A 14,898-nucleotide genomic window follows, 5' to 3' on the forward strand; every position below is an offset into this window, starting at 1 on the left:
AAAATGGAATATAGAATACTTCTGCCGTATAGGATTGATACCCTCAAACTGGCTATACTACAGCAAAATGTTTGGTTACACCCTAGAACAGTACATTGAGCGTCAGACAAAGAAAACAAGAACGAAAAGAGAAAAGCAAATAGCGAGACTAAAAGAAAAAGGCCAGAAATATTATACTCCTGACCGACTTGCAAAAATTGCTAACGCACAAAGATTTGCTTTAACTTGATGAATCAAAATCTACAATTGGTAAGCCGTATGCCTTAATAGGGCACGTACGGTTTGATAAGGGGGAAGCCAAGAAATTGGTTTCCCTACTTTCTTTATTTTCTAGGTAAAAAATTTTAATACATTTTTATATAAAATAGACCGAAAATAATTAACCATAAAAGGTAAAAACCCCGCACACAGCGTTAATGCATATGTACAAGGCTTTGGTGGTGGAGGGAGATGGATTCGAACCATCGAAGTCACTGACAACAGATTTACAGTCTGCCCCCTTTGGCCACTCGGGAACCCCTCCACGGAAATATTATTATTTTTTACAACAAATAAGATTATGCAGTAATTATCGCGAATTGTCAACCTTTTTTTGAAAAAGATAACGGCAAATCATGAAACAAAATATTTAAAAACTCTTTTGCAAATTATTTTCAATATATTTCAACAAATGCCTTATAATATATTATCTGTAATATATTGTAATAAATAACGAGTTATGATAGAGTATAAGAAAAAATTATATTAAGTTTTACAACTGATTATATATCCATCATTACAAAGTACATGGATGAGTTCTTAAACTTATGCAATGAAGCATAAATATTTGGAATTGTCTGTGTTTTTTAATATAGACAACAGAATGGACACATCTGCCTGGTGTATGAACATTTTGTAATGTCTTTTCCGGAGCTTTTATGTTTTTGACGGGGGATTGTTATGGAAAAGAATGAGTTATTGAGAATTGATAATCTTATTACTTCATTTCGCATTGACGGGCAGCATTATGCTGCAGTGGACGGTGTTTCGCTGAGCGTAAGTGAGAATGAGGTATTTGCTATTGTAGGTGAATCGGGGTGCGGTAAAAGTGCACTTGCCCTATCCGTTCTCAGTCTGCATAACAGTACCTATACTAAGGTGGAAGGCAATATATACTTTAAAGGAACTGATCTCCTGACTATGAATGTGGACGAGTTAAATCAATTCCGGGGCAAGGATATTGGAATGATTTTTCAAGATCCTCTGACTGCTTTAAACCCACTGATGAAAATTGGGGAGCAGATTGAGGAATCGTTGACCTTCCATATGAAAATGGACAAGAAGCAGAAAAAGGCTCGTACTATTGAATTGTTGGAGGGAGTAGGCATTGTATCTCCTGAATTAACCTATTCTCAGTTTCCTCACGAGCTTTCGGGAGGAATGAGGCAGAGGGCAATGATTGCCATAGCGCTGGCCTGCAAGCCGTCTCTGGTAATTGCAGATGAGCCAACCACAGCACTCGACGTCACTATACAGGCGCAGATTCTGGATTTATTGAAGAAGCTTCAAAAGGAAATGAAGTCGGGTATTATTCTGATTACGCATGATTTGGGTGTTGTCGCAGAAATGGCCGATAAGGTGGCGGTGATGTATGCCGGTCAGGTTGTGGAAACCGGAGCGGTTGGTGCTATTTTCAAAAATCCACTTCATCCATATACCCGCTCGCTGCTGGCATCAGTGCCAGGTGTTGATTCGGCGGAAGGGAACAGACTGCATGTAATTGAAGGGATGGTGCCCTCTCTGAAGAATATGGAACGGGAAGGCTGCAGATTTGCCCCCAGAATTCCATGGGTTGACAAATCGGAGCATGAAGAGCATCCGGAGTATCACGAGGTAGATAAAGGGCATTTTGTATTGTGCTCCTGCTATAAAAACTTTTCCATGAGAGGGGAGGGGTAGGTTTGGCTTTACTTGAGGTAAACGATTTAAAAGTACATTATCCCATCAGGGGAGGAATCTTAGGCAGAGTCCAGAGTTACGTCAAAGCGGTGGATGGCATTTCCTTCAGGATTGATGAAGGTGAGACCCTGGGCCTTGTGGGTGAGTCCGGTTCTGGGAAGAGTACTACAGGCAAAGCCGTCATGGGACTTGTGGAAATAACGGCAGGAGAAATCCTTTTCGATGGAAAGGACATCACGAGGTATATCGGAAAAAATCACTCCTCCTACAGGAAAAGTGTACAGATGATATTTCAGGATTCCTACTCTTCTCTGAATCCTAAGAAAAGGATATTGGATATTATTGCTGAGCCTCTTCGGAATTTTGAAAAGCAGACGGCTGGCAAAGAAAAAAAGCGCATTGAAGAGCTGCTGGAAATTGTGGGGATGTCTTCCGAGACAATGTTTAAATACCCCTATGAATTCTCTGGAGGGCAGAGGCAGCGAATCGGCATTGCACGTGCGCTGGCCTTACGGCCCAAGCTGATTATTGCAGACGAACCGGTGTCAGCTCTGGATTTATCCGTACAGGCGCAGGTGCTGAACTTCATGAAGGACATACAGAAGCAGTTCAATCTGGCATTTCTGTTCATCAGCCATGACCTGGGTGTAGTAAAGCATATGTGTAAAAACCTTATAATAATGAACAAAGGGAGGATTGTCGAAAAGGGCGTTAAGGAGAGAATATTCGAAAATCCGCAGCATATTTATACCAAGCGTTTGCTTGCTGCCATTCCAGACATCAATCCGGACAGGAGGGAAGAGCTTCAGCATTTCAGAGAGCAGGTTGCGGAGGAATATGAAAGCAAGTACCACATATATTATGATAAAGACCAGCGGGTTTATGATTTGAAAAAAACCGGAGACGACCACTTTGTCGCGTTACCGTAGAAGGAGAGAAATGTATGTGGAAAACAATATTACGGAGACTTCTGGTATTAATCCCGCAGGTTGCCGTACTGAGTCTGCTGGTGTTCATTCTTGCCAGTTTTATGCCGGGGGATGCACTGACCGGCAAAATCGACCCCAATGTGTCACCTGAAAGGCTGGAAGAGCTTCGTGAAAAATGGGGTTTTTATGACCCCTGGTATGTAAAATACGGCAGATGGGTCACAGATGCTTTAAGTGGGGATCTGGGAGAGAGCACCAGCTACAAGATTCCGGTGACGGAATTGATCGGAAACCGTGCGGCTAACACCTTTTGGCTTTCTCTGCTTACCTTGGGAATTACATATATCATAGGTGTATCATTTGGTGTCATATCTGGCAGGTTTAACGGAAAACCCGTAGACAAGGCAATCAGTTTTTACACGTTTCTGGCTCTGGCAATGCCGTCCATTGTATTGGGTGTTATCAATATTTATTTCTTTTCGCTGAAATTAAATTGGTTTCCCATGGGCGGAACCGTAAATGTAGGCATGCAGCCTGGAACCCTTTCGTATTTTTTAAGCCGGATTCATCATATGCTGCTGCCGGCAATCACCGGGGGAGTGCTATACCCGGTGGGTGTTATTCAGATTTTAAAGAGTGAGATTGTTGACTATAAAATTTCGGATTTTGTTATGACTGCCCGGTCAAAGGGTGTTCCTGAGAAAACCATATACACCAGGCATATTTTAAGGAATGCCTTTCTTCCTACTGCTGCAAACCTGGGGTATGATATTGCGTTCCTGCTTGGCGGCTCCATATTTATCGAGAGAATTTTCTCCTATCCGGGAATGGGCAACCTTTTCCTCGACTCCATACTGCGCAGGGATTATGCGGTGGTAAATGCCCTGATTATTTTATTCGCCGTACTGACGGTTCTTGGTACTTTGATTTCCGACATTATTATGTCGGCCGTAGACCCAAGAATCAGGATAAAATAATGAGAGGAGCGTAAATAATGGAAAATTTGAAGAATAAAAGAAGTAAAAAGACAGATGAGAGCAAAAAGCTTCTGAACAAACCATCCTTTGGAAGAGCGGTACGGATAGAGCTTGTACATGACAAACTGGCAATGGTTTCATTCATCTTGCTGATAATTATTTTTGCTACAGTTTTCATTGGTTCTACGTTTTTTGATTTGGGAGAGGCCGTCAAAGTAAAGCTGGGTATGATCAATAAGCCGCCGTCAGCTGATTACATACTTGGGACTGATGCTTCGGGGAGAGATATGGTGGGTCAGATGTTTCTGGGTGCGAGAAATTCCTTCCTGATAGCTATAGGTGTTACCGCATTATGCGGAATAGTGGGCATACTGGTCGGCTTGATTGCCGGTTATTTCGGAGGAAGAACTGATAATATAATCATGAGAGTAATTGACTTTATATCGATGCTTCCGAGGTTGATGATTATTATTGCTATTATATCCATTATACCAAAGTATGATGTTATTACCTTCGTACTGATTGTATCGGCTCTCAGTTGGTTAAGCGATGCAAGGCTCACAAGAGCAAAGACTTTACAGCAGGGCAGCCTGGACTATGTGCAGGCCTCCAGGACACTGGGGACCCGTAATTTTGTCATAATGTTCAGGGAGGTATTTCCAAATATAGGCTCTATAATTATTGTAAATCTGACGTTGAATCTGGCGGGAAATATGGGTTTAGAGACCGGTTTGACCGTTCTGGGTTTCGGCCTTCCATTTAATACGCCAAGCCTTGGTACACTGATCAACTATGCCATGAATCCGGATAATCTGCAGCGCAGACCCTGGCAATGGTTACCTGCATCAATACTGATCGTGGTAATGATGCTTTGTATATATTTTGTCGGGCAGGCCGTTAAAAGAGCGGCTGACGCCAAACAAAGGGTAGCATAAAATATTTATTTAACAGGGAGAGATAGTTATGAAAATGAAAAGACTTTTGGCACTGTCACTAACGTTGGCTTTGACGGTTACTACATTTTCCGGCTGCGGCAAAAGTCAGGAAGCGGCCATTAATTCACAGTCATCTATGCAGGAGGTTATGGCAAAGTTCCCAATAAAGAACACAAACGATGCGCCCAGCATCAAAGGCGGAGTTTTAAAGGTTGCGGTGGTGTCAGCTTCTGCTTTTGAAGGAATTTTTAATCCATGTTTCTCGGATAATCAGCCTGATGCTGATATTTATCAGTGGTTCATGGAGAATGTTTTAAGTGCTGATGAAAACTTTGTTTTTGATCAGGACGGAGCAGCCACTTATACTTATGATCAGACCGCAAAAACCATGACGCTGAAGCTGAAGGACGGTATCAAGTGGCATGATGGCCAACCGGTAACGCTGGACGATTTGGTATATGCATATGAAATAATTTGTGATAAGGATTATGAAGGGATGCGCTATGATGAGCAATTCACAAATATTGTCGGTGTGGAAGAGTTCCATGCGGGCAAGGCCAAAACAATATCCGGTCTGGAATTATCGGCTGATAAGATGACGTTAACTATCAAGTTTAAGAATTTCTTCCCCTCCATTCTTGTAGGAGGCATCTGGATTGCACCTATTCCAAGGCATTATTATGAAGAAATTCCGGTAAAAGAGATGAAGGCTCATGAAAAATCACGCAAAACTCCCATTGGCTTTGGTCCTTTCAAGATAAAGAGCATTGTTTCCGGGGAGTCGGTTGAACTTGTAAGAAATGACGACTACTATCTGGGTGCGCCGAAGCTGGCTGGCGTTACACTTACTGTAATAGCTCCCGACTTGGTACCGGCCGCTATGGAAGAAGGCAAGTTTGATATTGCATTGTTTTCACAGCAGCAGTATCCAGACTACAAGGAGCCTAAGAATTTCTCCTATCTGGGACAGCTCCAGACTGTTTTCAATTACACGGCATTTAAATTGGGTAAATGGGATCAAAAAAATAATAAAAACATCTATGATCCAAATTCAAAAATGGCAAATGTAAAGCTGAGACAGGCAATCGGCTATGCAGTTGACAATGATAAAATCGCAAAAGAGCTGTATAATGGTCTGCGTTTCCTTGCAACCACAGTTGTTACTCCCAGACATGCGGCATACCAGAACACTGAAATTGCAGGTTATACATATGATCCCGAAAAGGCAAAGAAGCTGCTGGATGAAGCGGGCTACAAGGATGTCAACAATGACGGTTACCGCGAGGATCCCAATGGAAAATCTTTCAGTATTACATGGGCGACAATGGATGGGGAAGGTGCTGATACTTATGCACAATTCAAAATTCAGAACTGGAAGGATGTAGGCCTGAAGGTTGAGTTATACAACGGCCGTTTGACCGAGTTCAACGCTTTTTATGATGCAGTTGAGCACGATGATCCCAAGATTGATATGTACGACGGCGCATGGCAGACCGGCTTTGACCCCAATCCTAAAAATCTTTGGGGGCCCGACTCATCTGCAAATTACACAAGATATACAAGCGACACCTTAGATGCTATAATGAGTGACATTTCCTCCGAAAAGGCATGGGATAAGGCTTTTCTATCCGAAAAATACCACGCATTCCAGCAGGTATTTTTTGATGAGGCCCCAGCAATTCCCACAATGTGGAGAATGGGTCTTGAGGCAGTGAACAACCGTGTTAAAAATTATGAGGTGACATCTTTTGATATTAAGTGCTTTGCCCACTTAATTGAATTAACTGCAGAAGCTCCTATGAAGAAGGCGGACGTTAAGTAAGGTAAAATATACTCTGATGGTAAGACGTAGAAAAATTTATTTAAGCGCCAATCGTGTTTATAAGTGATTGGCGCTTTGTGTGTAGTGCAGAGAGGGGGAATTTTAACTTTTCAATCGACGGGAATATTTCTTTATTAACAATTTGCTTGTAATATATTGAAAACTATGACAAGTTATGATAAAGTATTTAATGAAAAAATTACATAAATTTAATACTTAACTTCGTATTATCCATCATTACAAAGTACATGGATGAGTTCTGAAACTTGTGCAATGAAGCATTAATGTTTAGGATTGTCTGTGTTTTTTTTATAAACAGAACAGCAGTTTTATATTATGGATACAACAGTACCATAAATAAGTTTTTTATTTTATTATGGCTGTTTATTATTTTTTATTTTATATTAAGGGGGATTTAAAAAAATGAAAAGAAGGTTATCTATTCTGGCGTTGTCACTGGCAGTAGTAATGTCACTTACTGCCTGCGGCGGCAATTCCAACAGCGGAGATACTTCCGGAAGTACAACGAGTGCGGCGGGCTCCAGCACCAGTGCAGAAAGTTCCACAGGTTCAGCAGCAACCGGTTTTGATTTTGCAAAGTACAAGGTAGATTATACTCAGGCTACCGACGCGTCTAAGAGTCCGAAAGTGGCTTTAGACAGAAAAGATTCATTGGTTATTGGTGTTTCCGATACCACGGGTATATTCAGTGTAATGTTTGGCGATAACTCATATGACTGGTATATGTGCTACACTATGTTTGATTTCAACATAGATCCTGACTTTGACGGTAAGGCAATTCCTGCTGCAACTGATTTCAAGATATCCGATGACGGTCTGAAGTATACATTTACCATTAAGGACGGAGTTAAGTTCTGGGACGGAAATCCTGCAACTGCAAAGGATTTGGAATTTGCTTACTATTTATTGTCAGATCCTAAGTACGATGGACCAAATGATATTACAAAAGCGTATATAAAAGGATTGGATGCTTATAAAAACGGCAGCGCAACAACTATTGAAGGGATAAAGGTTGTTGATGACAAGACTCTTGAAATAACTTGTGACAAGGCAAGCGGAGCTGCTATATTCAACCTTCAGGTTCCTTTGATGGAAAAGAGCCACTATGCTCCCGACTTCAAGAAAGGTGACATTGCAAAGGTTAAGGAAAAGCTTTCCACTCCGATGGGAACAGGTCAATACAAGTTTGTAGAGTATAAAGCAGGCCAGGAATTAAAACTCGAAGCAAATGAAAATTATTTCAAAGGTGCACCTAAAATCAAAAATCTTATTTTTTCCATAACTCCGGAAGGACAGGAATTACAGAGAGTTATGGCTGGAGAAACCGATATAGATATGGCAACAGTTTCACCTGACAACATGAAGGCTGCTAAAGATGCAGGTTTCATAGACATAATGAGATTCCCGACCAACGGATTCGGTTATGTTTCATTTAACGAGGCTGATCCAAAATTCAGTGATGTAAGAGTCAGACAGGCTTTAATGTATGCTCTCAACAGGAAAGCTGTTGTTGAAAAAGTTTACGGTGAATATGCAAATGTAGTTAATATACCTGAATCAAACGTATCCTGGGCATATGATGACGAGGGCTGCAACACATATGATTTTGACCTTGATAAGGCAGGGCAGCTGCTTGATGAAGCAGGCTGGACTCTTAATGGAGACGGAAAACGTGAAAAAGACGGCAAGGTATTTACAATCAAGTTCTCATGTATGCCTCAAAATGCCGTTACAGATATAATGGTTCCTGTTATGAAGGATGACTATGCAAAGATCGGCATAGATGTAACTATTGAAAATCTTGACTGGCCTACACTCCAGGAAAAGTCCTCAAAGAAGCAGCTGGAAGCCTTCTTTATGGCTGCCGGATTAACTCCGGATCCTGACAGCTCAATGGCTAATGTATTTAAGTCAAAGGGTCCTCAGAATTACAATAACTACAATAATCCTAAAATTGATGAACTTTATGACAAAGGCCTGGCTGAATTAACTGTTGAAGCCAGAAAACCAATTTATAAAGAGATATACAAAATACTCAATAATGACCTTCCATTCCTGTACATCTATCAAAGAAGTGATATGTGGGTGGCAAATGCAAGAATACAAGGTTATGAAACTTCCTCATTCAGAGAATTCTTCTATAACATTTACAAGTGTGAAGTAAAATAATATTTATTACAATTGTAAATGAATATTTAAGTCTTTTTGATTAAAAGATGTCCGGATTTTTTGTCCGGGCATTCTTTTGAATTTTTATAACGACAGGAGAATTGGAAAAATGTGGAATTACATAGCCAGAAGATTACTTCAGATGATTCCTATCGTAATTGGGGTTTCTATCATAATTTTTCTTATAATAAATTTGGTTCCTGGAAATTTTATAGACGCCAAAGCTCAGACGTCGCATATGTCGCAGGAACAAATACAGCATTTAAAGGATCTGTATGGAATTAACGATCCTATCCATGTCAAATATGTAAAATGGATATCGGGTGCGGTACATGGTGATTTTGGTGATTCATTCACCCACCAGAAGCCTGTTTCCAAAGTCATAAGTACATTTGTATGGAATTCATTCCTGATTGCTATTATTGCATTTATCCTGGAATTGCTGATAGCAATCCCAATAGGTATTATCAGTGCTACTCATCAATATTCCAAGACGGATTACTTTTTCACTGTGATTGCCTTGATAGGAATATCTTTGCCTTCCTTTTTTCTGGGGTTGGTCTTGATAAAAGTTTTTGCCGTGGATTTGAAATGGCTGCCGCTTGCGGGGCTGGATACTCCGGGCACAAGTTTTGCCGGAATTCAGTTTTTGCTGGATAGGTTAAAGCATGTAATTTTACCGTCATTGGTATTGGCTTTTTTAAGCATTGGTCAGCTGATGAGATATACCAGAACTTCAGTTTTGGAAATTATAAAGCAGGATTATATCAGAACGGCAAGAGCAAAAGGGCTTAGTGAAAAAGTGGTTGTATACAAGCATGCCTTGAGAAATGCTCTCATTCCCGTAGTTACTTACATTGGAATTTCATTGCCATCCCTTTTTGCCGGTGCAATAATAACCGAGAGTATATTTGGAATACCGGGAATCGGAAAAATTGCACTGGACGCTGTAACAAAACGCGATTATCCTTTGCTGATGGGATTTTCAATGTTTGTTGCCGTTTTAACCTTATTGGGCAATCTGCTGTCGGATATTCTGTACGCGGTAGTTGATCCAAGAGTAAAGCTGAAGTGAGGTGGAGTATGAAAAAAATTATAAAGTTTTTATCAATAATATTAGTAATATTATCAGCTGCTTGTTATTTTCTGCCATTTCTCACTTTTAAGGATTACAAATCCATAAACGGGTTAAGCTTGTTAACAAATTTATATAAGAGAATTGAGCTGGAAAAGTTATCTCAAAGTGCCAAAAGTTACGTTTTTAACAGTAATTCCATATTTTTGCTTTTCACATTTGCTTTTTTCCTTATTACCCTCGGACTATTGGTTTATTATTTGGTCAAAAAAAGTGAAAAAGCTTTATCAGGTGCTGTCGCATCAATTACGGCAGGTGTTGTATTGTATGGAATCCAGCTCTCAAACAGTCAGACTTCAATAACTGATTTCTTTGGGACTATGCTGCTGGCAACTAAAACAGGTGATGGCAAAACCATTTTCAAGTCAAGTGAAATTGCTGCACACACCGGTCTCGGGGCCAGGCTGCTTGTTATTTTCAGTATTTTGTCACTATTTTCAGTTTTGGTTTTTAAAATGCTGGAAAGCGCTGAAAGAAATAAAGGTAATAATATCCAGACACCCTGGAGCATGGCCATAAAGCAGTTTAGAAGAAATAAACTGGCCATTTTGGGTGCTGTTATTATTACACTTTTAGTTATCGTCTGTTTCTATGGTCCGGTATTCTCCGATTACTCCTTATTAAAGACCGATATTATAGACGCTAAGCTTAAACCGAACGCTACTCATATTTTAGGTACCGACAGCAGCGGACGTGATATTTTGACCAGATTGATGTATGGCGGTAAGATATCAATAGCTGTCGGGTTTGTCGTAGTTTTGATTGAGATTCTTATAGGTACGGTTGTTGGCGGTATTGCAGGTTACTATGGCGGAAAGATCGATAATATATTGATGAGAATAGTTGATATATTCCTGAGTCTTCCATTCCTTCCGGTGGTTATTATTTTGGGAGCCGTAATGTCGGATTTAAACGTATCGCCTCAAAACAGGGTATTCTTTGTTATGATAATTATAGGTGTTTTATACTGGCCCACCATGGCAAGAATGGTCAGAGGACAAATACTGTCCCTGCGTGAACAGGAGTACATGATTGCAGCAGAGGCGTTAGGCTTAAAGGACAGACATAAAATAATCAGACATCTTATACCAAATGTAATACCTACAATGATAGTAACAGCTACTTTAGAGATTGGTAATGCTATTTTGACAGAATCAGCCCTGTCCTTTTTAGGTCTGGGAGTTGCAATGCCATATCCGTCATGGGGAAACATGGTGCAGGCGGTGCGTGATACCAATGATTTCATGCTTAGAAGCTGGATGTGGGTACCGCCCGGATTAACCATTTTCGTAACAGTATTAGCAATTAACTTTATGGGTGATGGACTCAGAGATGCCTTCGACCCAAAAATGAAAAAGTAAAGGGGTTGAAAGATATGTCTGATAAGCTATTACAGGTTAAAAACCTTCATACATATTTTTATACCGATGCCGGTGTCGTCAAAGCCGTTAACGGTGTTTCCTTTGATGTGAAAAAGGGACAGACAATTGGTATCGTGGGAGAATCCGGATGCGGTAAAAGTGTTATGTCATTATCCATGATGAGACTTATTCAAAATCCGGGGAAAATAGTTGACGGGGAAATTCTATTAAATGACACTGACTTAATAAAACTCTCACAAAATGAGATGAGAAAAATAAACGGCAACAGAATTTCAATGATATTTCAGGAACCAATGACTTCCTTGAATCCGGTCTTTACAGTGGGAAATCAAATATCGGAAGCACTTATGCTTCATGAGAAGCTTTCAAAAAAAGAAGCTAAAAACAAGGCTGTTGAACTTATTACTACTGTTGGAATTTCACGGCCGGAGCAAATATTCAATTCCTATCCGCACGAATTATCCGGAGGTATGAGACAGAGAATTATGATAGCAATGGCTCTGTCCTGCAATCCTGAGCTATTGATTGCGGATGAACCAACAACGGCTCTGGACGTAACAATTCAGGCTCAGATTTTAGATTTGCTTAAGGATATCAAAAAGAAATTTGATATGTCTATAATTCTGATAACGCATGATTTGGGTGTTGTTTCAGAAATGGCGGACTATGTAATTGTTATGTATGCCGGGAAAATAATTGAACAGGGAAGTGTAAACGATGTATTTTTAAATCCCACACATCCGTATACCATAGGTCTCCTGAAATCCAAACCTCAGATGAATACTGTCAGTGAAAGACTTTATACCATTCCGGGACAGGTACCGGTGCTGATAGATCTTCCTGATAAATGTTATTTCAGTGACCGATGTGAAAAGTGCGGCGAAGAATGTAAAAATGGATTCCCTGATGCCGTTGAGGTGGAAAAGGATCATTTTGTTGCATGTAAAAGGATTGGGGAGGAGATAAAATGAGTGATACATTGCTTGAAGTAAAAGATTTGAAAAAATATTTCCCAATCAAAGGCGGTATCTTACAGAGAACAGTTGGACATGTAAAGGCCGTAGAAAACGTGTCGTTTTCTCTAAAAAAGGGTGAAACCCTTGGGTTGGTTGGAGAATCGGGCTGCGGTAAGAGTACAGTCGGAAGAACGATTTTAAGACTTCACGAAAGTACAGGCGGACAGGTGGTTTTTAACGGAACTGATGTTTTCAAATTAAAGAAGAGCGAGATGCAAAGCTTAAGACCAAAAATGCAGATAGTATTTCAAGATCCTTATAGCTCGCTTAATCCCAGATTGACCGTCGGTGATCTGATAGGTGAAGCGCTGCTTGAGCATGGTTTTTGCACTAAAAAGGATTTAAAGAAGCGGGTGCTTGAAATAATGAACCAGTGTGGTCTGCTTTCGCTTCATATAGACAGGTATCCACATGAATTTTCAGGCGGACAGCGTCAAAGAATAGGTATTGCAAGAGCTCTGGCACTCAATCCTGAGTTTATAGTATGCGATGAACCGGTATCGGCCCTGGATGTTTCGATTCAATCCCAGATAATAAATCTCCTGGGGGATTTGCAGAAGCAATACGGATTTTCCTACTTGTTCATATCGCATGATTTAAGTGTTGTGAGGCATATATCACATAGAGTTGCGGTAATGTATCTGGGGTCGATTGTGGAATCGGCTGATAAATCGGAACTGTATGAGAATCCGCTGCATCCTTATACAAAAGCGCTTTTGTCGGCAGTGCCTGTTGCCGACCCTAGAGTTAAAAAGGACAGAGTCATTCTGACCGGGGATATACCAAGTCCGGCAAATCCGCCTTCAGGCTGCCGTTTCCATACACGCTGTCCCATATGCAAAGACATTTGCAGTCAGCAGCAGCCCGAACTGAAGGATGCCGGAAACGGCCATATGGTTGCGTGCCATTTTGCCGGAGAAAGTATCAGTGCAACATAAGACTGTATGAACAATTATTAAAGGAGAAAAAAACTTGTTCAAAGGTAGGAAAGAGGAAGATAGGACAACAGAGGAGAACATGCTCACATTTAAAGATGTACTTGCATTAATGCTCTCAATAGTCCAGATACTGCTGCCGTTCATACTGATCGTCATAGCAGTGTTTACTTTTTTGATATGGTTTCTTGTAAAGTTCTGGCTGAAGGAATGATTTTTATTTGTCATATGTAAAAGGGAACAGTTGTCATACAGTTCATCAAAAAGAAATATGAATTATCATATTTCTTTTTTTTTGTGCCCAAAGCCGGAATCTAACCAGCGATGAAGTTTTTAATTAATACAATTAACATTTCTACCTTACTTATTGATAAATAAAGTACCATATGATAAAATATTACAAATATTATTGGAATATTATGTATTAGAAGTATAAAATTAAATTATTTGACGATAAGTGGTATGAGGTTTCAGTTGGATTATGAAATCCATGGCGGTCAAGCAGAGCAGTATGAGAGACCGTACTAAAAAAGCACATTAATCTTTTTGGTGCTGTTGATTTCTTATATTTTAATAATTTAGTAATTTAAAGTGATACTGAAAGAGAGAGAATTAATTTATTTTAGGGATTTAACCGGAAAATATACCGGGAAATATAAGTCATTTATTATGCTGCGTTAATAGGGTCGCAGCCAGGAGGTCATATGCTTAAATATGTTTTAAAACGGTTGTTGGTATCACTGCTGACATTATGGGTAATGTTTACTTTAACATTTTTCCTCATGCATTTAACGCCAGGCAGTCCATTTTTGGGTGACAATAAAATAACGCCTGAAATATTTGCAAATCTGGAAGCAAAATACGGTTTGGACAAGCCAATTTTGGTACAGTATGAAAAGTACGCCCAAAATATTCTAAAAGGCGATTTTGGTGAATCAATCAAACTAAGCGGACAGAATGTAGGAGAAATTATATCGAGAAAGTTTCCGTATTCTCTTAAACTAGGCCTCTTTGCCAGTGCAATCGCCATTGTGATAGGTACCATTCTTGGTACTGTCAGCGCACTGAAAAAGAACACCAGTGCCGACAGAGTAATAATGTTGGTGGTGACAATAGGCATTGCAGTTCCGAGCTTTGTGGTAGCTACTGTAAGTATGGTTTTATTCGGAGTAAAGCTTCATATGTTTCCCACCGTAAGTAATCTTGATACCTTGTCCAGCTACATCCTGCCGGGCTTTGCACTATCTTTTTTCCCGCTGAGCTTTATTACAAGGCTGATGCGCTCTTCCATGCTGGATGTTATTAACCAGGACTACATAAGAACCGCCAGAGCTAAAGGACTTTCCGAAAGAGTGGTAATCTTTAAGCATGGCTTGAGAAATGGAATTCTCCCTGTCGTCACATATGCAGGCCCAATGGTTGCCACTGTTTTGACAGGTTCATTCGTAATAGAATCAATATTTTCTATCCCCGGATTGGGAAGCTCTTTTGTAACCAGTATTACAGCAAAAGATTATCCCACTGTCATGGGTGTGACAATTTTCCTTGGCACATTACTGATTTTTATGAACTTCCTGGTAGACATATTATACAGATTTGTCGATCCGAGGATCAATATAACAAAATAGGGGGCAGGTGG

At 40.2% G+C, this 14,898-nt stretch carries 12 protein-coding genes, 1 tRNA gene and 1 pseudogene; 13 read left to right on the forward strand and 1 reads right to left on the reverse strand.

Annotated features, from left to right (window positions below; all coding sequences use genetic code 11):
• A pseudogene (locus tag T344_RS31385) lies at positions 1-229 on the forward strand (group II intron reverse transcriptase/maturase); the annotation flags it as partial.
• 209 nt (positions 230-438) lie between these two features.
• Here T344_RS31385 and T344_RS0118080 read toward each other — a convergent pair.
• Positions 439-523 (reverse strand) — tRNA-Tyr (locus T344_RS0118080).
• A gap of 416 nt (positions 524-939) precedes the next feature.
• On the opposite strand from T344_RS0118080, the gene T344_RS0118085 reads away from it, so the two are divergent.
• The 12 genes from T344_RS0118085 to T344_RS0118140 all read left to right on the forward strand — a co-directional run bounded on the left by T344_RS0118085 (position 940) and on the right by T344_RS0118140 (position 14,887).
• The gene (locus T344_RS0118085) at positions 940-1,938 is read left to right on the forward strand and encodes an ABC transporter ATP-binding protein (RefSeq protein WP_027629876.1); all 999 of its coding nucleotides are present in this window, start codon (positions 940-942) and stop codon (positions 1,936-1,938) included.
• Between the two features lie 2 nt (positions 1,939-1,940).
• The gene (locus T344_RS0118090; RefSeq protein ID WP_027629877.1) at positions 1,941-2,867 is read left to right on the forward strand and encodes an ABC transporter ATP-binding protein; all 927 of its coding nucleotides are present in this window, start codon (positions 1,941-1,943) and stop codon (positions 2,865-2,867) included.
• Between the two features lie 14 nt (positions 2,868-2,881).
• Entirely contained in the window at positions 2,882-3,844 is a 963-nt protein-coding gene (locus T344_RS0118095) for an ABC transporter permease (RefSeq protein WP_027629878.1), read from the forward strand.
• A gap of 17 nt (positions 3,845-3,861) precedes the next feature.
• Positions 3,862-4,779: an ABC transporter permease gene (locus T344_RS0118100; RefSeq protein ID WP_027629879.1), complete on the forward strand. Its 918-nt coding sequence runs from the start codon at positions 3,862-3,864 to the stop codon at positions 4,777-4,779.
• A gap of 28 nt (positions 4,780-4,807) precedes the next feature.
• Positions 4,808-6,601: an oligopeptide ABC transporter substrate-binding protein gene (locus T344_RS0118105; RefSeq protein WP_027629880.1), complete on the forward strand. Its 1,794-nt coding sequence runs from the start codon at positions 4,808-4,810 to the stop codon at positions 6,599-6,601.
• A 423-nt stretch (positions 6,602-7,024) separates the two neighbouring features.
• Entirely contained in the window at positions 7,025-8,791 is a 1,767-nt protein-coding gene (locus T344_RS0118110) for an ABC transporter substrate-binding protein (protein ID WP_027629881.1), read from the forward strand.
• Between the two features lie 109 nt (positions 8,792-8,900).
• On the forward strand, positions 8,901-9,866 hold the full coding sequence (locus T344_RS0118115) for an ABC transporter permease (RefSeq protein ID WP_004624145.1): 966 nt from the start codon (positions 8,901-8,903) through the stop codon (positions 9,864-9,866).
• An 8-nt stretch (positions 9,867-9,874) separates the two neighbouring features.
• Positions 9,875-11,287: an oligopeptide ABC transporter permease gene (gene opp4C, locus T344_RS31830; protein WP_034862139.1), complete on the forward strand. Its 1,413-nt coding sequence runs from the start codon at positions 9,875-9,877 to the stop codon at positions 11,285-11,287.
• A 14-nt stretch (positions 11,288-11,301) separates the two neighbouring features.
• Positions 11,302-12,279, forward strand: a complete 978-nt coding sequence (locus T344_RS0118125; RefSeq protein WP_027629883.1) for an ABC transporter ATP-binding protein — start codon at positions 11,302-11,304, stop codon at positions 12,277-12,279.
• Positions 12,276-13,262, forward strand: a complete 987-nt coding sequence (locus T344_RS0118130; protein ID WP_004624191.1) for an ABC transporter ATP-binding protein — start codon at positions 12,276-12,278, stop codon at positions 13,260-13,262. Before T344_RS0118125 ends, T344_RS0118130 begins: the two co-directional genes overlap by 4 nt.
• Before the next feature lie 34 nt (positions 13,263-13,296).
• Entirely contained in the window at positions 13,297-13,473 is a 177-nt protein-coding gene (locus T344_RS31050; protein WP_154669457.1) for a hypothetical protein, read from the forward strand.
• Between the two features lie 490 nt (positions 13,474-13,963).
• Positions 13,964-14,887, forward strand: a complete 924-nt coding sequence (locus T344_RS0118140; RefSeq protein ID WP_027629884.1) for an ABC transporter permease — start codon at positions 13,964-13,966, stop codon at positions 14,885-14,887.
• Positions 14,888-14,898 lie beyond the last annotated feature (11 nt).

The sequence above is a fragment of the Ruminiclostridium cellobioparum DSM 1351 = ATCC 15832 genome (assembly GCF_000621505.1).
Lineage (GTDB): Bacteria > Bacillota > Clostridia > Acetivibrionales > DSM-1351 > Ruminiclostridium > Ruminiclostridium cellobioparum.